The following is a 17,809-nucleotide window of genomic DNA, read 5'->3' as shown; positions in this document are numbered from 1 at the left end:
GTTCACAACCGGTAGCCCTTCGTACGGAATGCGAGACGCGATCGGAATCGGCACCCCGGGCCGGGACCGCGCCTCCGGCGGATCCCGAACTTCCGCTCCCGACAAGGTCATCAGCCGGTTAGCCTGCGCGTATGGTCTTCAAGCGCCTTCTGGGCATGGGCGGCATACCGCTCGAAGTCGACACCGTCGTCCAGTCCGGTCCGGCCCTGCCGGGCGGCATCCTGAGCGGGGAAGTGGTGCTGCGCGCCCCCGAGCGCCGCGTCGAGGTGAAGTCGATCTATCTGAAGCTCGTCACCGACGCGCCGGTGGCCCACAAGGGCGACGGTGACGGATACAGCGGCGACACCTTCGACTACCCCAGCATGAGCGGCTACTTCACCCTGGAGAAGGGCGAGGAGAGGCGCGTCCCCATCCGCCACCGGCTCAAGTGGGAGACCCCGCTGACCGAGGTGAAGGGGCAGAAGCTCGGGGTCCACCTGGGCATCCACACCGAGGTCGAGGCCGAGGGCGTCAAGGCGCAGACGGACGACGACCTCGTGCACATCACCGCGCTGCCGCTGCACGAGGCCGTCCTCGACGCCTTCGCCGCCGAGGGGTACGCCCTCCGGAGCTCGCGCGTCCACACCGGCAACATCCCCCGCACCGAGTACCACGTGTACCGGGCGCAAGGGCTCCTGCTCGTCGACGAGCGGTCCTCCGGGCAGGACCGCCCGGAGGAGCTGGAACTGCACTTCCACACCAACGCGGTCGGCTGCGAGATCTTCCTCCGCGCGGCGGCTCTCGGCGAGCGCTACTGGAAGGACAAGCCTCCGGCCCGCCGCTTCGTGGCCGCCCACCACGAGGCCGGCCGGGTGGACTTCGGCGAGGCGGTCCGCCGGTGGATCGACGAGGTCGGCCGGACGGACGGCAGCCACCCGACCAGCGACCACGAGGACTGAGCCGGCGGGTCGCCGTTCTGCCCGATCAGTACGACTTGGGAAGCCCCAGCGTCTGGTGCGACACGTAGTTGAGGATCATCTCCCGGCTGACCGGGGCGATCCGGGCCACGCGGGCCGCCGTGACCAGCCGGGCCAGGCCGAACTCCTTGGTCAGGCCGTTGCCGCCGAGGGTGTGGACCGCCTGGTCGACGGCCCTCACACAGGCCTCCGCCGCCGCGTACTTCGCCATGTTGGCGGCCTCGCCCGCACCCATGTCGTCACCCGCGTCGTAGAGGTGCGCGGCCTTCGCCATCATCAGGCGGGCCAGTTCCAGCTCGATGTGCGCCTGGGCCAGCGGGTGCGCGATGGCCTGGTGGGCGCCGATCGGCGCCTTCCAGACCTGGCGCTCCTTCGCGTACCTCACGGCCTGCGCGAGCGCGTACCGGCCCATGCCGATCGCGAACGCGGCCGTCATGATCCGCTCCGGGTTGAGCCCCGCGAAGAGCTGGAGCAGACCCGCGTCCTCGTCGCCGACGAGCGCCTCGGCCGGCAGGTGCACCTCGTCGAGCGTCAGCTCGAACTGCTTCTCGTTCGCGTCGAGTTCCATCTCGATGTGCCGGCGCTGGAAGCCGGGGGCGTCCCGCGGGACGATGAAGAGACAGGGCTTGAGGCTGCCCGTGCGGGCGTCCGACGTACGGCCCACGATCAGGGTCGCGTCGGCGATGTCGACACCCGACACGAACACCTTCCGCCCGTTGAGGACCCAGCCCTCCTCCGTACGGGTCGCGGTCGTCGTGATCCGGTGCGAGTTCGAGCCGGCGTCGGGCTCCGTGATGCCGAACGCCATCGTCCGCGAGCCGTCCGCCAGGCCCGGCAGCCAGGCCCGCTTCTGCTCCTCCGTGCCGAAGCGGGCGATGACCGTGCCGCAGATCGCGGGCGAGACCACCATCATCAGGAGCGGCGCGCCCGCCGCTCCGGCCTCTTCCAGGACGATGGACAGCTCGGCCATGCCGCCGCCCCCGCCGCCGTACTCCTCGGGCAGGTTGACCCCCAGATAGCCGAGCTTGCCGGCCTCCGCCCACAGGGCCGCCCGGTCGAAGCCGGGGCCGTGCCGGTGGCCGAGCGCGGAGACGGCGGCGCGGAGCGCGGTGAGCTCTTCGCTTTCGATCATGGTGCTCATACGGTCTGGTCCTCCTGTGCTGCTTCGGTCGTGGCGTCGTCCGAGACGACGGCGAGCAGGGCACCTACCTCGACCTGGCGGCCGGGGGCGGCGTGGAGCGCGGTGAGCGTGCCGGAGGCGGGGGCGATGACGCGGTGCTCCATCTTCATGGCCTCCAGCCAGAGGAGCGGCTGCCCGGCGGTGACGCGGTCGCCGACGGCGAGGCCGTCCGCGACGCGGACGACGGTGCCGGGCATGGGCGCGAGCAGGGAGCCGGGGGCCGTCTGCTCGCGCGGGTCGGTGAAGCGGGGGCGGACGGTGAGCCGATGCGGTCCGACGTGCACGATCCCGTCCCCGTACGCCGCTACCCCGAAGTCCCGCACGACACCGGCGACTTCGAGCCGGACACGGTCGGGGTCCGCCGAGACCACCCGTACGCCCTCGGGAGCCGTGACCTCGAACCCGCCGTCCCGTGTCGGCCGGTAGCGGACCTCGTGATCGCCGTACGTCCGCGTCTCGTCCTGGGAGCGGAGGTTGCGCCAGCCACCGCCGAAGCGACCCCTGCCGGCGGCGGCCCCGGCGAGGGCGGCGGCGACGGCCGCGTACGCCTCACCGGTCCGGGACTCCGTCAGGGCGTCGAGGTTCCGGTCGTAGAACCCGGTGTCCAGCAGTCCGGGATCCCCGAACTCGGGGTGCCGGAGGGAGGCGACCAGGAGGTCCCGGTTGGTGACCGGGCCGTGGATCCGGGCCCGGTCCAGAGCATGGGCCAGCTTGCGGATCGCCTCCGCGCGCGTGGGGGCGTGGACGATCACCTTGGCGAGCATCGGGTCGTAGTGGACTCCGATGGCGTCCCCGGAGACGTACCCGGTGTCGAGGCGGGTCCGGCCCTCCCCTGACAGCTCGAAGAGGTGCAGGACGCCCGTCTGCGGGGCCCACTCGCGCGCCGGGTCCTCCGCGTACAGGCGCGCCTCGATCGCGTGACCGCGCGGGGCCGGGGGCTCCGGCGGCAGGGCACGGCCCTCGGCGACGGCGAGCTGGAGGGCGACGAGATCGACCCCGAACGCCTCCTCCGTCACCGGGTGTTCGACCTGGAGGCGGGTGTTCATCTCCAGGAAGTACGCCCTGGGGGTGCCCGCTGGTCGAGCGGAGCCGAGAGCTTGGGGGACGTCCGCCACCAGGAACTCGACCGTGCCTGCGCCGACGTAGCCGACGGCCTTCGCCGCTCGGACGGCCGTGTCCAGGAGGGACGCTTCGAGCCCGGCGGGCAGACCGGGCGCCGGCGCCTCCTCGACGACCTTCTGGTGGCGCCGCTGGAGGGAGCAGTCGCGGGTGCCGAGCGCCCAGGCGGTGCCATGGGTGTCGCAGAGGAGCTGGACCTCGACGTGCCGCCCGTTCTCCACGTAGGGCTCGACGAAGACCTCGCCGTCACCGAAGGCGCTGAGCGCCTCGGCCGAGGCCGCGGCCAACTCGCCCGGGAGCCGGCCGAGTTCTCGTACGATCCGCATGCCGCGGCCGCCGCCTCCCGCCGCCGCCTTCACCAGGACGGGCAGGTCGGCCTCGGTCACGTCCGACAGGGATGCGATGCCGAGGAGCTCCTTGGCGCGGGTCTTGGACGCCATCGCCTCGATCGCCTCCGGCGGCGGACCGATCCACACCAGGCCCGCGTCGATCACCTGCCGGGCGAAGCCGGCGTTCTCGGAGAGGAAGCCGTAGCCGGGGTGGACGGCGTCCGCGCCCGCGGCCAGCGCCGCCTTCACCACCAGGTCGCCGCGCAGATACGTCTCCGAGGGCGCGGCTCCCGGCAGCCGTACCGCCGTGTCCGCCTCCCGTACGTGCAGGGCGTCGGCGTCCGCGTCGGAGTAGACGGCGACGGTGGAGATGCCCAGCTCACGGCAGGTGCGGAAGACGCGGCAGGCGATCTCGCCGCGGTTCGCGACGAGGACGGAGGTGATCATCGAGGGCTCGGTCATGTGGAGGGGCCTCACATTCGGAAGACGCCGAAGCCGCCGCGCGCGCCCTCGACCGGTGCCGTGTGGATCGCGGAGAGGCACAGCCCGAGGACCGTGCGGGTGTCGCGGGGGTCGATGACCCCGTCGTCGTAGAGCCGGCCGGAGAGGAACATCGGCAGGGACTCGGACTCGATCTGTGCCTCGACGAGCGCCCGCAGACCGGCGTCGGCCTCCTCGTCGTACGGCTGTCCCTTCGCGACGGCGCTCGCCCGCGCCACGATGGAGAGCACGCCGGCGAGCTGCTGCGGGCCCATGACGGCGGACTTGGCGCTGGGCCAGGCGAAGAGGAAGCGCGGGTCGTACGCCCGGCCGCACATGCCGTAGTGCCCGGCGCCGTAGCTCGCGCCCATGAGGACGGACAGGTGGGGGACGCGGGAGTTCGACACCGCGTTGATCATCATCGCGCCGTGCTTGATGATGCCGCCCTGCTCGTACTCCTTGCCGACCATGTAGCCGGTGGTGTTGTGGAGGAAGACGAGCGGGATGTCGCGCTGGTTGGCGAGCTGGATGAACTGCGCGGCCTTCTGCGACTCCGGGCCGAACAGGACGCCCTGCGCGTTGGCCAGGATGCCGACCGGGTAGCCGTGCAGGCTCGCCCAGCCCGTGACCAGACTCGGCCCGTACAGCGGCTTGAACTCGTCGAAGTCGGAGCCGTCGACGATCCGGGCGATCACCTCGCGCGGGTCGAAGGGGGTCTTGAGGTCCCCGGGAACGATCCCGAGCAGCTCGTCCTCGTCGTACGTCGGGGGTTCCGCGAGGCCCGGGTCGGGCTGGGCCTTGCGATGGTTCAGACGGGCCACGATGCGGCGGGTCTGGCGGAGCGCGTCGGCCTCGTCGACGGCGTAGTGGTCGGCGAGCCCGGACGTCCGCGCGTGCATCTCGGCGCCGCCGAGGGACTCGTCGTCGCTCTCCTCGCCCGTCGCCATCTTCACCAGCGGCGGACCGCCGAGGAACACCTTCGACCGCTCCCTGATCATCACGGCGTGGTCGGACATGCCGGGGACGTACGCGCCACCGGCCGTCGAGTTGCCGAAGACGACGGCGATCGTGGGGATGCCGGCGGCGGAGAGGCGGGTGAGGTCGCGGAAGAGCGCGCCGCCGGGGATGAAGATCTCCTTCTGGGAGGGGAGATCGGCGCCGCCGGACTCGACGAGCGAGATCACGGGCAGGCGGTTGGCGAACGCGATCTCGTTGGCCCGGAGGGCCTTCTTCAGCGTCCACGGGTTGGAGGCGCCGCCGCGTACGGTCGGGTCGTTGGCGGTGATCAGGCATTCGACGCCCTCGACCACCCCGATGCCGGTGATGAGGGAGGCGCCGACCGCGTAGTCGCTGCCCCACGCCGCGAGCGGCGACAGCTCAAGGAACGGGGTGTCCGGGTCGACGAGCAGCTCGATGCGCTCGCGGGCGAGCATCTTGCCGCGCTCGCGGTGCCGCGCGATGTACTTCTCGCCGCCGCCCGCGAGCGCCTTGGCGTGCTCGGCCTCCAGGGCGGTGAGCTTGTCGAGCATGGCGGCGCGGTGGGCCCGGTAGTCGGATCCGCCGGTGTCGAGGGCGGAGGCGAGGACGGTCACAGGAGTCCCTCCGGGATGTCTGTTGCGCGGGAGCGGAGCCACTCGCCGAGGGCCTTGGCCTGGGGGTCGAAACGGGCCTGGGAGGCGACGCCCTCGCCGAGGATTCCGGCGAAGGTGAAGTTGAGCGCGCGGAGCTGCGGGAGGACGTGCCGGGTGATCACCAAGTCGACGGTCTCCGGGAGCAGTTCACGCACCCGCTCGACCGTGAGGGCGTGAGCGAGCCACCGCCACTCCTCCTCCGTGCGCACCCAGACGCCGACGTTGGCGTCGCCGCCCTTGTCGCCGCTGCGGGCGCCGACGATCCGGCCGAGGGGCACGCGCCGGGTGGGCCCCGGCGGCAGCGGCTCGGGAAGGTCCGGCTCGGGGACGGGCGCCGGCTCCCGTGTCCGCTGCGGTACGGGGGCGGGGACGCGGGTCCCGTCCGGGAGCACGGCCGTGTGGGGAACGTCGGCGGCCGGTACGTACGCGCTCTCGAAGACCCCGTACGGGGCGCCCTTGCCGGGCGGCGCGGTGACGTGGAAGCCCGGGTAGCTGGCGAGGGCGAGTTCGATGGCGGCGCCGGTGAGGGCACGGCCCACGGCCTCGGGGGCCGGGTCGCGGACGACGAGCCGCAGGAGCGCGCTGGCGGTCTCCTCGGTGTCGGCGTCGGGCCGGTCGGTGCGGACGAGCTCCCAGCGGACCTCGCGGGGCCGGCCGCCGGCGAGGGCGTCCTCGACCTGTCCCCGGACCAGTGCGGCCTTCTCCTCGATGTCGAGGCCGGTCAGGACGAACACGACCTCGTTGCGGAAGCCGCCGAGCCGGCTGAGCCCGACCTTGAGCGTCGGGGGCGGCGCCTCGCCCCGTACTCCGTCGATCAGGACCCGGTCGGGGCCCTCCTGGGTGAGCCGGACGCTGTCGAGGCGGGCGGTGACGTCGGGCCCGGCGTAGCGGGCGCCTGCCGTCTCGTACAGGAGCTGGGCCGTGACCGTGCCGACGTCGACGAGGCCGCCGGTGCCGGGGTGCTTGGTGATGACGGCGCTGCCGTCCTCGTGGAGCTCGGCGAGCGGGAAGCCGGGGCGGCGGAAGAGTGCCGGGTCGTGTTCGCGGAAGAAGGCGTAGTTGCCGCCGGTGGCCTGGGTGCCGCATTCGAGGACGTGTCCGGCGACGACCGCGCCCGCCAGCTTGTCGTACTCCTCGGGCCCCCAGCCGAAGTGCCACTGCGCGGGCCCGGTGACGAGGGCGGCGTCGGTGACCCGGCCGGTGACGACGACGTCGGCACCGGCGGTGAGGCAGGCGGCGATCCCGGCGCCGCCGAGATAGGCGTTGGCGGCCAGCGCGCCGCCGACGGCCGGGAGCCGGTCGCCCTCCACGTGCGCGACACGTGTGGGCAGACCGAGCTTGGCGGCGAGGGCGCGCAGGGCGTCGGCGAGACCGGCGGGGTTGAGGCCGCCGGCGTTGGTGACGATCCGGATGCCGCGGTCGTGGGCGAGGCCGAGGCCCTCCTCCATCTGGCGCAGGAAGGTCTTGGCGTACCCGGAGGCCGGGTCCTTGAGCTGGTCGCGGCCGAGGATGAGCATGGTGAGCTCGGCGAGGTAGTCACCGGTGAGGACGTCGATCGCGCCCTCGGGCCCGCCGCCGGTGAGCATCTCGCGGACGGCGTCGAACCGGTCGCCGTAGAAACCGGAGGCGTTGCCGATGCGGAGCACCATCACCGGGCCCCTTCGGCGGGCCGGCCGGGACCGGCCGGTCCGGCGAAGGCCTGGGCGATGGTGAGCCACTGCGCGGCGTCCGGGCCGACGGCGACGAGGGAGGTGTCGTCACGGTGGACGCGCTGGGTGACGAGCAGACAGAACTCGATCGCCGGCCCGGTCACGGTCTGGGTGGCGCTTTCGGGCCCGTAGACCCACACCTCCCCGCTCGGTGATACGAGTTCCACCCGGACGGGCTCGGCGGGAACGGGCAGTCCCCGCACCAGGTAGGCGTAGTCCCGGGCCCGGTGACCGATCCAGGCGACGTGCCGGATGCGGTCGGTCGGTGTGCGGACGACCCCGAGGGCGTCGGCGACGTCCTGCCCGTGCGCCCAGGTCTCCATGAGCCGGGCGGTGGCCATGGCGGGGGCGCTCATCGGCGGCCCGTACCAGGGAAACCGCGCGCCGGCGGGAACCGCCCGAAGGGCCTCCTGGAGCAGTTCGCGGCCCTCGCGCCAGTGGGCGAGCAACTCGCCGGGCGGCAGCTTCGCCCCCTCCTCGGCACCCTCGTCGACGAAGCGCTCGGGGGATGCGAGGGCCTTGGCGGTCTCGGCGGCGAAGCCGTCGGGGTCGGTCGCGGCGAGGAGCGCGGCCCGGTCGGTCCAGGCGAGGTGGGCGATCTGATGGGCGACGGTCCAGCCGGCGGCGGGGGTGGGGGCGGCCCACTGCTCCTCGCTCAGCTCGCCGACAAGGACGTCGAGTGCTTCGCTCTCCTCGCGCAGATCATCGAGGACGACGGCGGGGTCGGACACGGTGCGCTCCCCTCGGGACACGGCGGCGTGCCCCGGAGCATGACAGCGAACCGGAAAACAATCAAGCATGCTTGCTTTGATTGGCGCGACACCGATCCCTCGCCTCCGCCGTCGGCGGCAGGCGGGCCCGACGAAGGGGTACGCGCCGCTACCCGGCCACCCGCCGGGGCCGCGCCACCAGCTCGCCCCCGCAGTTGGGGCAGACGTCGCTCATCGCATCGGCGCACGGCACGCAGAAGCTGCACTCGTACGAGCAGATCCGCGCGGGCCCGTCCGCCACCAGCTCCGCCACGTCACACCGCTCGCACCGCTCACGCATCTCCAGGGCCATGACGCCCTCCCTTCCTCGCACCTCGGACGACAGCTCCATCGTCCGAGGCGCCCGGCGCCCCCGAAACAGCCCGAAGGCCAACGGTCGACAGGATCGGGCCACGGCACGCAGCAGCCGGCGTCGGCGCCGTCAGGGGCCCTCAGTGGCGGACCAGGCAGAACGGATGGCCCGCCGGGTCCGCGTACACGCGCCAGCTACGGCCGCTCCCGCCCGCGTCCAGGAGCGTCGCACCCAGGGCCAGGACCTGCTCCCCGGCCTCGTCCAAGTCCTTCACGGCGAGGTCGAGATGGGACTGCTGGGGGCGCTCGGGGTCCGGCCACGTCGGCGGGCGGTGGTCGGCGACGCCCTGGAAGCAGAGGACGAGGCCACCGGGGGTGTGCAGGGTGGACCAGGCCTCACCGAGGGACCAGCGGCGGTCCGGGCGGTCGACCTCGCCGCCGAGCAGCGAGCGGTAGAACGCGGCGAGTTCGGCGGGGTCCGGGCAGTCGACGACGAGGCACTGCAGTTCAGCGATCATGCGCGGATCCTAGGACCCGCCCCGCCGTGAAGCCCCGGCACCGGCCCGTGAAGGGCGACCGGGCCCCAGGGCGACGTCTTGACGATCAGGCCGGGCTCACGGCGCGATCGGCAAGACGCCCCTAGCCCGCGACCCCGCCCCTGCCCCTCTCCCGCGCGGCCGCCCGTACCTGCGTCCGCACCGCCCCCATGCTCGCCGCGATCACCAGGGCGATCGCGAGCGCGTCGGTCAGGGAGAGCGCCTGGCTGAGGATGAGGAAGCCGGCCGTCGCCGCGATGGCCGGTTCCAGGCTCATCAGGATGGCGAAGGTGGGGGCGGGCAGGCGGCGCAGGGCGAGGAGTTCGAGGGTGTACGGCAGGACGGACGACATCAGCGCGACCGCGAGGCCGAGACCGATCGTCGAGGGAACGAGGAGCTTGTCGCCCGCCTCCGCGATGCCCAGCGGCAGGCTGAGGACGGCGCCGAAGGCCATCGCGAGCGCGAGTCCGTCCGCCTGCGGGAAGCGGCGGCCCGTACGTGCGCTGAAGACGATGTACGTGGCCCACATCGCGCCCGCCGCGAGCGCGAAGGCCGCGCCCAGCGGGTCGAGTCGGTCGAAGCCGCCGCCGCTGAGCAGGACGACGCCGCCGAGGGCGAGCCCCGCCCAGAGCAGGTTCATCATCCGGCGGGAGGCGACCACCGAGAGGATCAGCGGGCCGAGGACCTCCAGGGTCACCGCGGCGCCCAGCGGGATCCGGTCGGCCGCTTGGTAGAAGAGGATGTTCATGCCCGCCATCGCCGCACCGAAGGCGACGATCGTGCCCCAGTCCGCCCGGCCGTAGCCGCGGACCTTCGGACGGCAGACGATCAGCAGGACGGCGGCGGCGAGGACGAGCCTCAGGGTGACGACGCCGAGGGCGCCGGCCCGGGGCATGAGGAGGACGGCGAGGGCCGAGCCGAACTGCACGGAGAGCCCGCCCGCGACGACGAGCGCGACGGGCCCGAATCGGTGGCCCGCGAGCCCCGTGGGCCCGCGGCCGCCCTGGGCGCCGCCGACGGGGACGGCCGGCGCCTCGGGACCGACCGCGGTCCCCACCGGGCCCGCCTCCTTGACCGGGCTGATGTCCACCGACCACTCCTCAACTGTTCACTGCATTGAACTTCCAGTCCAGAATAATGCACTGCCGGTTTCCTGTCACCGGAGTTCCCCTCTCACGCTACGAGCCCCCGCGCGGCGCCGGAAATGCCGATTGCGCTGCGGTTATGCTCCAGACGCATGAGCATCGAGCTACGCCACCTCCGCTGCTTCCTCGCCATCGCCGAGGAATCCAGCCTCACCAGGGCGGCAGCCCGGCTCCATCTCACCCAACCCGCCGTGTCCCGCACGCTCGCCGCCCTGGAACAACACCTCGGGGCACGGCTCGTGGACCGCTCCACACACCACCTCGCCCTCACGGCCGAAGGCCGCGCCTTCCAGGACCGGGCCGCGGCGGCCCTCGCGGCGTTCGAGGCGGCCGTCGACCCCGCGCGACTGCGCCACCGGCCCCTGCGGCTCGGACACGCGTGGTCGGCCTTCGGCCCGTACACCACACCCCTGCTCCGCCGCTGGCAGCGCGAACACCCCGAGACCCCGCTCGAACTCCTCCGCATCGACGACCGCACGGCCGGCCTGACCCGGGGAGAGGTGGACGCGGCGCTGCTGCGGGGACCGGTCGACGCCCCGGGCCTGGCCACGGAGGAACTCACGACGGAGGAACGCGTCGCGGCCGTACCGGCCGACAGCCCGCTGGCGGAACGGCCGCGCCTCACCCTGGACGACCTGGCGGGAGGAACCGTCGTGCTGAACACGGTCTCCGGTACGACGACCCTCATGCTCTGGCCGGCGACGGCACGCCCGGCGGCGACGGTCACGGTGGCCAACACCGACGACTGGCTGACGGCGATCGCGGCGGGCAGGGGCGTCGGCGTCTCGTCCGCGTCGACCGCGTCCCTGCACCCGCACCCGGGAGTCACGTACCGTCCCCTGCCGGACGCCCCGGCGCTACCGGTGGTCCTGGCCTGGCGAGACGCGTTCCCGCACCCGGCGACGGGGGCGCTGGTGGCGATGGCACGAGAGATCGTCAGCGGCGGCTGACGCCCCGACCGGGGGCCAGGCGGGGCGACGGCACCGAGCGACGGCACGGGCATGCCCGGCCGGCTTCGAGCGCCCCGCCCCAGCCGAGACCCGGCGGCCCGGCCCCCAGCCGAGACCCGGCGGCCCGGCCCCGGCCCCGGCCCCGGAGACCTCAGAGCCCCTCCGCCACGTCCACCCCCTCCGCGAGCACCTCCGCCAGATGCCGGCCCCGTACCCCCGCCAGATCCCCCATCTGCGTCCTGCACGAGAAGCCGTCCGCCAGGACCGCCGCCTCCTGCGGTGCCCCCCTCAGCGCCGGCAGCAGCTGATCCTCCGCGCACTTCACCGAGACCTCGTAGTGACCGGGCTCGAAGCCGAAGTTGCCCGCCAGCCCGCAGCAGCCGCCCGCCAGCTCCCCCGTCAGGCCCGCGCGTTCGCGCAGGCGGCGGTCCGCCGCGTCGCCGAGCACCGCGTGCTGGTGGCAGTGCGTCTGGCCCGTCACCGGGCGGTCCAGTCGCGGCGGCTCCCAGTCCGGCGCCAGCGTCTCCAGAGCCTCCGCGAACGTCCGTACCGACGCCGCCAGGCGGGCCGCCCTCGGGTCGTCCGGCAGCAGTTCCGGCAGCTCGGTGCGGAGCGTCGCCGCGCAGGACGGTTCCAGCACCACGACAAGCCCCGGGGGGCCGGCGGGCCCCTCTCCACCCCCCTCCATCACGTCCAACGCCCTCCGCATCACCCTCCGCGCCGCCCCCAGCTGCCCCGTCGACACATACGTCAGCCCGCAGCACACCCTCCCCTGCGGCAGCGCGACACCCAGCCCCGCCGCCTCAAGGACGCGGACCGCTCCCCTGCCCACCTCCGGTGCCAGGTGATCCGTGAACGTGTCCGGCCACACCGTCACCGTCGGCGGGCGGGACGAGGCACGTTCGGCGAACCACGCCGTGAACGTCCCCTCCGCCACCCTCGGCATCGTCCGCTCCGGCGTCACGCCCGCGAGGCGCGCCGCGAACGGCAGCCTCATCCCGGCGTTCAGCCCCCGCCCGAACAGGTCCAGCCAGTGCGGAAGCCTGCCCATCGTCCAGTGCGAGCGCGGCCGGCGCAGGAAGCCGAGCGGTCCCGCGTAGTGCCGGTCGAGGAACTCCGCCTTGTACGCGGCCATGTCGACGCCCACCGGACAGTCGCTGCGGCACCCCTTGCACGACAGACACAGGTCCAGCGCCTCCCGGACCTCCTCCGAGCGCCAGCCGTCCGTGATCACCTCGCCGAGCGCCATCTCGTGGAGCAGCCGCGCCCGCCCCCGCGTCGAGTGCTTCTCCTCCCCCGTCGCCCGGTACGAGGGACACATCACCCCCGGCCCGGAACTCGGTCCCTCCACCCGGCACTTGGCCACCCCGACACACCTGGCCGCCTCCCTGCCGAGTCCCACCAGCGGCAGCCCCGCGAACCGCAGGCCCTCGTCGAGCGGGCGCGGGCGGACCAGCATCCCCGGGTTGAGGCCGCCGTCCGGGTCCCATACGTCCTTGACGGCGCCGAACAGGGCGACGAGCTCCTCCCCGTACATCCTCGGAAGCAGCTCGGCCCGCGCCTGCCCGTCGCCGTGCTCCCCGGAGAGCGAGCCGCCGTGGGCGACCACGAGGTCGGCCACCGCCTCCGAGAACCGGCGGAAGTCCCGTACCCCCTTCTCCGTCCACAGGTCGAAGTCGATCCGGACATGGACACAGCCGTCACCGAAGTGCCCGTACGGGGTCCCCCGGAGGCCGAACTCCGCGAGCAGCGACCGGAATGCGCGCAGGTACGCGCCCAGCCGGGCGGGCGGCACCGCGCAGTCCTCCCACCCCGGCCACGCCTCCGCGCCGTCCGGCATCCGTGTCGCCGTCCCGGCCGCGTCCTCCCGGATCCGCCACAGCGCCCGCTGTCCGGCCGGGTCCCTCACCACGGCGGAGTCGATCGCGTCGGCCGCCCGGACCAGTGCCCGGGCGGCGGCCTCCCCGTCGACCTCGCAGAACAGCCACGCCCCACCGCGAGGCAGTCCGGAAGCCCCCCGTACGAGATCCGCCGCCATGCCCTCCACCGTCAGCGGTCCGTACGGCAGGAGCCCCGCCGCCGCCTCCGCCGCCGCGCTCTCGTCCGCGTACCCCAGCACCACAAGCACCGGCTCGGTCGGCAGCGGGACGAGCGCCACCGTCGCCTCCGTCACCACGCCCAGCGTCCCCTCGCTGCCACAGAACGAGCGGGCCACGTCCACGCCCCGCTCCGGGAGCAGCGCGTCCAGCGCGTACCCGGAGATCCGGCGCGGCAGACCGGGGGGATAGCCGGTCCGCAGGAGGGCGAGACGGCGGTCGACGAGGTCGAGGAGTCCGGCGGGGGCGCCTTGGCCACCCCGCCCCAGCGTCAACGCCGCGCCTCCATACGTCATCACGTCCAGCGAGCGCACGTTGTCCGCCGTGGTCCCCCACGCGACCGAGTGCGCCCCGCACGCGTTGTTGCCGATCATGCCGCCGACGGTGCAGCGGCTGTGCGTGGACGGATCGGGGCCGAAGGTCAGGCCGTACGGGCGTGCCGCCTCCCGCAACCGGTCGAGGACGAGCCCCGGCCGGACCACCGCCGTCCGCGCCTCCGGGTCCAGGGAGACGATCCCGCCCATGTGCCGTGTGAGGTCGAGCACGACGCCGGTGCCCGTCGCCTGGCCCCCGATCGAGGTCCCTGCGCCCCGCGCGACGACCGGGGTGGTGCCGTGGGCCCGGCACACCTCCAGGACGGCCGCGACGTCGTCGGCATCGCGCGGCGCGACCGTACCGACCGGAATCCGGCGGTAGTTGGAGGCGTCCATGGTCGTCAGCGCTCTGGCGGTGACGGAGAAGTCGACCTCGCCGGCGACCGCGGCGCGCAGGTCGGCGGCCAGGCCGGACGCGTGTTCCTCGTGTGTTCCCACAAGCCCAGGATGTCTCAGAGCTCGTCTCATCGGGCGGACATCCGGCGACCGGCCCCTTCCCGACCCGATACTCTCCGCCTCGTGGCTGATATCCAGATTCCCGCTGACATCAAGCCCGCCGACGGCCGTTTCGGCGCGGGCCCCTCCAAGGTGCGTACGGAGGCGCTGGACGCCCTGGCCGCCACCGGCACCTCTCTCCTCGGCACGTCCCACCGCCAGGCTCCGGTCAAGAACCTGGTCGGCGAGGTACGTACCGGCATCCGTGACCTCTTCTCGCTCCCCGAGGGCTACGAGGTGATCCTGGGCAACGGCGGCTCCACCGCCTTCTGGGACGTCGCGACCCACGGTCTCATCGAGCGCAAGTCGCAGCACCTCACCTTCGGCGAGTTCTCCTCCAAGTTCGCGAAGGCCGCCAAGCTGGCCCCGTGGCTGGCCGAGCCGACCGTGATCTCCTCCGACCCGGGCACCCACCCGGAGCCGGTGGCGGAGGCGGGCGTGGACGTCTACGCGTACACGCACAACGAGACCTCCACCGGTGTCGCCGCGCCGATCGAGCGGGTCTCCGGCGCCGACCAGGGCGCGCTCGTCCTCGTGGACGCGACCTCCGGCGCGGGCGGTCTGCCGGTCGACATCACCGAGACGGACGTCTACTACTTCGCCCCGCAGAAGTCCTTCGCCGCCGAGGGCGGCCTGTGGCTGGCGGCCTTCTCCCCGGCCGCCCTGGAGCGGGCGCAGAAGATCCACGACTCCGGCCGGCACATCCCGGAGTTCTTCTCGCTGACGACGGCGATCGACAACTCGCTGAAGAACCAGACGTACAACACCCCGGCGCTCTCGACCCTCTTCCTGCTCAACGAGCAGCTGAAGTGGATCAACGGCCAGGGCGGTCTGGACTGGGCCGTGGCCCGGACGAAGGAGTCCTCGGACGCGCTGTACGGCTGGGCCGAGGAGTCCAAGTACGCGACGCCGTTCGTCGCGGACGCGGCGAAGCGCTCGCAGGTCATCGGCACGATCGACTTCGCGGACGACATCGACGCGGCGGCAGTCGCGAAGGCGCTGCGCGCGAACGGCATCGTCGACACGGAGCCGTACCGCAAGCTGGGCCGCAACCAGCTGCGGGTCGCCATGTTCCCGGCGATCGACCCGGCGGACGTGCGGGCCCTGACGGCCTGCATCGACTACGTGATCGAGAAGCTCTAGAGCCCTGAGACGAAGAGGGCCCGGTGCCGGAGGAAGCAGTCCGGCGCCGGGCCTTCGCCGTTCAGCCCGACTGTGCTTTCACATGGTCGATGACGGCGTTGAACTCGGCGGTCGGCGAGAACTCCACCACGTCGACGTCCTCCAGGGCCTCCGGGGCGTGGCCCGGCCCCCAGTAGTAGGCCTGTCCGGCCTCGTAGTTCTCATCGCCCGAGGCGGTGCGCACCCTGAGCCGGCCCTTGAGCAGATAGCCCCAGTGGGGGCACTGGCACAGGTCGCCCTCCAGTCCCTTGAGTGCCGGCGCCATGTCGGTGCCCCGGGGAAGGTGGATGAAGGCGACGGTCATGTCACCGCCGGCCTCCTGCATACGGAAGTCCAGGCCGCCGCCTTCCATGGCGACCGGAGTGTCCTCGCGAGTGAATCCCGTCATGATTCCTCCACGGTCGGTGTCCTTCCAGTCTCGCCCTCGTGCCGCACCCGGTCGATACGAGGGGGAGCACCGCAGGTCAGCCCCGCCGCAGCAGTCGCTTGATGCCGAAGACGACGACGAACGCGCCCGCGAGGACCAGGAAGCCGACCGTGACGTTCCCCTTCTCGCCGTCGGCCGCCGGGGACTGCGGCGCCTGTGGTGCGCCCGGGGTGGCCGGGCTGCCGCCCGGCTTCTCCGGGGAGCGGCCGGCGTCCTGCCGCTCCAGCCGCACCACCCGGCTCTTCTGTCCCTCGGAGCCGAGCATGAACGCCGAGCCGTCCGTCGTGTACGTCACCGATTCCGCCTGGCCCTGGAACGGGGCCCCGATCGACGTGCCCTCGTCGCCGAGCCGGCCGTCCTTCCACGCGTACTCGCGCGCCATGAGGTAGCCGCGCAGGACCAGGCGGTCGCCGTCCGGCGAGAAGGCGCCGTCGGTGACCCACGGGACCTCGCCGACGCGCCGGAAGACGTTCGTCCCGGACGAGGAGAGCCGCTCGGGGCCCGCGTAGAGACCGCCGCCGTCCTCGTTCTTGCTCGCGATGTACACCCGGCCGGTCTTCGGATGGACCATCAGCGCCTCGGCGTTGCGCGCACCGTCGGCGTACTTCACGACGTACTGCTTCGCCGCCACCTTCTGGTCCTTGAGGACCTTCGGCTCGGGGAAGCGGTAGACCCAGACGTGGTCCCACGAGCCGTCGAGGTTGTCGCCGATGTCGCCGACGTAGATGTCGCCGTCCGGGCCGACCGCGATCGCCTCCATGTCACGGGGGGTGCCGACGCCCTGCATGGTCAGGGTCGCGACCGTCTTCCCCGTGCGGGAGTCGATGCCGTAGATCAGGGGGGCGTCCTGGTCGTTGTGCGTCCAGTAGATCCCGGGGTGGGCCCGGCTCGCGGCGAGACCGCTGGACTCGGTGACACGGGAGTCCTCGATGGTGAAGTCCCGGTCCGGCTCCTGTCCTTCGGCACGGGCATGACCGGCCGGGAGCAGCACCAGGGCCGCCGCCGCGCCGAGGGCGCACAGAGCAGATCGCATGTCCCCCAGCCTGCCACGACGCGGCCGCCGACACCGGGCGGGAAGATCGTCCGTTGCCCGGTGACCACCGCCCGCCCCGGGGTGAAACCCGTTTGACCGGTGCCTCGGCCACTGTCAGGGTCGCGCTCATGCCCACCCCGCAGACCTTCTCCGCGCCCGACGGCACGACACTCGCCTTCCATGTGTCCGGCACCGGCGCCCCGCTCCTCTGTCTTCCCGGAGGTCCGCTCCAGGACTCCGCCTATCTCGGCGACCTCGGCGGACTGACCGCGCACCGGCAGCTGATCCGGCTCGACCTCCGGGGTACGGGCGCGTCGGCCGTGCCGGACGACTCCTCCTCGTATCGCTGCGACCGGCTCGTCGAGGACGTGGAGGCGCTGCGCGCGCACCTCGGGCTCGACACCGTCGACGTCCTCGGGCACTCGGCGGGCGCGAACCTCGCCGCCCTGTACGTGACCCGGCACTCCGAGCGGGTCGGCCGGCTCGTGCTCGTCACTCCGGGCGCGGCGGCCGCCGGGCTCGACACGGCGCCGGAGGAGCGGCTCGCGGCGGCGCGGCTGCGGCGGGACGAGCCGTGGTTCGGTCCGGCGTACGCGGCGCTCGAAGAGGTCACGGCGGGGCGGGGGAACGGCGAGAGCTTCCAGGCCGTGACGCCGTTCTTCCACGGGACCTGGGACGAGGCCGCGCGGGAGCGGCACGCCGCCGGCGAGAGGCAGCGGAACCGTGAGGGCGCGGGTGTCTTCGCGAGCGAGGGCGCCTTCGACCCGGAGGCGACGCGCGCGGTGTTCGCGGAGTTCGCGCGGCCGGTGCTCGTGGTGGCCGGGGAGGGGGACGTGAACACCCCGGTCCCGACGGCGGCCGCGTACGCGGGGCTGTTCCCGGAGGCGGCCTTCGTCGTCCTGGACGGGGCGGGGCACTTCCCGTGGCACGACGACGCGGAGCGGTTCACGGGGGCGGTCGGCGACTTCCTGCGGTAGGCGTCTGTGCGGAAGGCCGCCTGCGGCAGGAGCACCCGCGTGAGGTGTTCCTGCCGCAGGCGGCCTTCCGCGTGGGGCGGTTCGCCCCGGTGGGCCCGTGTCCCGGATCACGTCGCAGGCCCGGGACAC

15 protein-coding genes are annotated in these 17,809 nt (G+C 73.2%); 4 read left to right on the top strand and 11 right to left on the bottom strand.

Annotation, left to right across the window (positions count from 1 at the left end):
• The first annotated feature begins 131 nt into the window (after nucleotides 1–131).
• Nucleotides 132–938 carry a sporulation protein gene (locus IF00_RS42845; RefSeq protein WP_051820628.1) on the top strand — a complete coding sequence of 269 codons (807 nt, stop codon included), beginning with the start codon at nucleotides 132–134 and terminating at the stop codon, nucleotides 936–938.
• 25 nt (nucleotides 939–963) lie between these two features.
• On the opposite strand, the gene IF00_RS0126520 is transcribed toward IF00_RS42845, so the two are convergent.
• The 8 genes from IF00_RS0126520 to IF00_RS0126485 all read right to left on the bottom strand — a co-directional run bounded on the left by IF00_RS0126520 (nucleotide 964) and on the right by IF00_RS0126485 (nucleotide 10,058).
• On the bottom strand, nucleotides 964–2,097 hold the full coding sequence (locus tag IF00_RS0126520; RefSeq protein WP_030322189.1) for an acyl-CoA dehydrogenase family protein: 1,134 nt from the start codon (nucleotides 2,095–2,097) through the stop codon (nucleotides 964–966).
• Nucleotides 2,094–4,031 carry an acetyl/propionyl/methylcrotonyl-CoA carboxylase subunit alpha gene (locus IF00_RS0126515; RefSeq protein ID WP_037639136.1) on the bottom strand — a complete coding sequence of 646 codons (1,938 nt, stop codon included), beginning with the start codon at nucleotides 4,029–4,031 and terminating at the stop codon, nucleotides 2,094–2,096. Before IF00_RS0126515 ends, IF00_RS0126520 begins: the two co-directional genes overlap by 4 nt.
• 26 nt (nucleotides 4,032–4,057) lie before the next feature.
• Nucleotides 4,058–5,656, bottom strand: coding sequence for an acyl-CoA carboxylase subunit beta (locus IF00_RS0126510; RefSeq protein WP_030322182.1), 1,599 nt, complete (start codon nucleotides 5,654–5,656; stop codon nucleotides 4,058–4,060).
• Entirely contained in the window at nucleotides 5,653–7,344 is a 1,692-nt protein-coding gene (locus IF00_RS0126505; protein ID WP_030322175.1) for an acyclic terpene utilization AtuA family protein, read from the bottom strand. Before IF00_RS0126505 ends, IF00_RS0126510 begins: the two co-directional genes overlap by 4 nt.
• Nucleotides 7,344–8,135 carry a TIGR03084 family metal-binding protein gene (locus IF00_RS0126500; RefSeq protein ID WP_030322173.1) on the bottom strand — a complete coding sequence of 264 codons (792 nt, stop codon included), beginning with the start codon at nucleotides 8,133–8,135 and terminating at the stop codon, nucleotides 7,344–7,346. The genes IF00_RS0126505 and IF00_RS0126500 overlap by 1 nt, the downstream gene beginning before the upstream one ends.
• A gap of 148 nt (nucleotides 8,136–8,283) precedes the next feature.
• Nucleotides 8,284–8,466 (bottom strand): DUF1272 domain-containing protein, encoded by a 183-nt coding sequence (locus tag IF00_RS0126495; protein ID WP_030322168.1) that lies wholly within the window; start codon nucleotides 8,464–8,466, stop codon nucleotides 8,284–8,286.
• Nucleotides 8,467–8,605: 139 nt separating this feature from the next.
• On the bottom strand, nucleotides 8,606–8,983 hold the full coding sequence (locus IF00_RS0126490; protein WP_030322167.1) for a VOC family protein: 378 nt from the start codon (nucleotides 8,981–8,983) through the stop codon (nucleotides 8,606–8,608).
• 121 nt (nucleotides 8,984–9,104) lie between these two features.
• Complete coding sequence (locus tag IF00_RS0126485; protein WP_030322165.1) at nucleotides 9,105–10,058, bottom strand: EamA family transporter; 954 nt, start codon at nucleotides 10,056–10,058, stop codon at nucleotides 9,105–9,107.
• 180 nt (nucleotides 10,059–10,238) lie between these two features.
• On the opposite strand from IF00_RS0126485, the gene IF00_RS0126480 reads away from it, so the two are divergent.
• The gene (locus tag IF00_RS0126480) at nucleotides 10,239–11,096 is read left to right on the top strand and encodes a LysR family transcriptional regulator (RefSeq protein ID WP_030322163.1); all 858 of its coding nucleotides are present in this window, start codon (nucleotides 10,239–10,241) and stop codon (nucleotides 11,094–11,096) included.
• Nucleotides 11,097–11,247: 151 nt separating this feature from the next.
• On the opposite strand, the gene IF00_RS0126475 is transcribed toward IF00_RS0126480, so the two are convergent.
• The gene (locus IF00_RS0126475; protein ID WP_030322161.1) at nucleotides 11,248–14,034 is read right to left on the bottom strand and encodes an FAD-binding and (Fe-S)-binding domain-containing protein; all 2,787 of its coding nucleotides are present in this window, start codon (nucleotides 14,032–14,034) and stop codon (nucleotides 11,248–11,250) included.
• A 51-nt stretch (nucleotides 14,035–14,085) separates the two neighbouring features.
• On the opposite strand from IF00_RS0126475, the gene serC reads away from it, so the two are divergent.
• Nucleotides 14,086–15,204 (top strand): phosphoserine transaminase, encoded by a 1,119-nt coding sequence (gene serC, locus IF00_RS0126470; RefSeq protein WP_030322159.1) that lies wholly within the window; start codon nucleotides 14,086–14,088, stop codon nucleotides 15,202–15,204.
• 61 nt (nucleotides 15,205–15,265) lie between these two features.
• On the opposite strand, the gene IF00_RS0126465 is transcribed toward serC, so the two are convergent.
• The gene (locus IF00_RS0126465; protein ID WP_030322157.1) at nucleotides 15,266–15,631 is read right to left on the bottom strand and encodes a cupin domain-containing protein; all 366 of its coding nucleotides are present in this window, start codon (nucleotides 15,629–15,631) and stop codon (nucleotides 15,266–15,268) included.
• A 76-nt stretch (nucleotides 15,632–15,707) separates the two neighbouring features.
• Nucleotides 15,708–16,703, bottom strand: a complete 996-nt coding sequence (locus IF00_RS0126460; RefSeq protein WP_030322156.1) for a YncE family protein — start codon at nucleotides 16,701–16,703, stop codon at nucleotides 15,708–15,710.
• Between the two features lie 128 nt (nucleotides 16,704–16,831).
• Here IF00_RS0126460 and IF00_RS0126455 point away from each other — a divergent pair, with 128 nt between their 5' ends.
• Nucleotides 16,832–17,680: an alpha/beta fold hydrolase gene (locus IF00_RS0126455; RefSeq protein WP_037639132.1), complete on the top strand. Its 849-nt coding sequence runs from the start codon at nucleotides 16,832–16,834 to the stop codon at nucleotides 17,678–17,680.
• The last annotated feature ends 129 nt before the right edge of the window (nucleotides 17,681–17,809 follow it).

Source organism: Streptomyces flavochromogenes (genome assembly GCF_000717595.1).
GTDB lineage: Bacteria > Actinomycetota > Actinomycetes > Streptomycetales > Streptomycetaceae > Streptomyces > Streptomyces flavochromogenes.
This window is presented reverse-complemented; position numbering and strand designations above follow the sequence as displayed.

Coding starts and splice junctions, on each gene's coding strand:
- IF00_RS0126455 (WP_037639132.1), top strand. CDS start 16,832: ATGCCCACCCCGCAGACCTTCTCCGCGCCCGACGGCACGACACTCGCC.
- IF00_RS0126490 (WP_030322167.1), bottom strand. CDS start 8,983: ATGATCGCTGAACTGCAGTGCCTCGTCGTCGACTGCCCGGACCCCGCC.
- IF00_RS0126465 (WP_030322157.1), bottom strand. CDS start 15,631: ATGACGGGATTCACTCGCGAGGACACTCCGGTCGCCATGGAAGGCGGC.
- IF00_RS0126480 (WP_030322163.1), top strand. CDS start 10,239: ATGAGCATCGAGCTACGCCACCTCCGCTGCTTCCTCGCCATCGCCGAG.
- IF00_RS0126505 (WP_030322175.1), bottom strand. CDS start 7,344: ATGGTGCTCCGCATCGGCAACGCCTCCGGTTTCTACGGCGACCGGTTC.
- IF00_RS0126495 (WP_030322168.1), bottom strand. CDS start 8,466: ATGGCCCTGGAGATGCGTGAGCGGTGCGAGCGGTGTGACGTGGCGGAG.
- IF00_RS0126520 (WP_030322189.1), bottom strand. CDS start 2,097: ATGAGCACCATGATCGAAAGCGAAGAGCTCACCGCGCTCCGCGCCGCC.
- IF00_RS0126515 (WP_037639136.1), bottom strand. CDS start 4,031: ATGATCACCTCCGTCCTCGTCGCGAACCGCGGCGAGATCGCCTGCCGC.
- IF00_RS42845 (WP_051820628.1), top strand. CDS start 132: ATGGTCTTCAAGCGCCTTCTGGGCATGGGCGGCATACCGCTCGAAGTC.
- IF00_RS0126475 (WP_030322161.1), bottom strand. CDS start 14,034: ATGAGACGAGCTCTGAGACATCCTGGGCTTGTGGGAACACACGAGGAA.
- IF00_RS0126460 (WP_030322156.1), bottom strand. CDS start 16,703: ATGCGATCTGCTCTGTGCGCCCTCGGCGCGGCGGCGGCCCTGGTGCTG.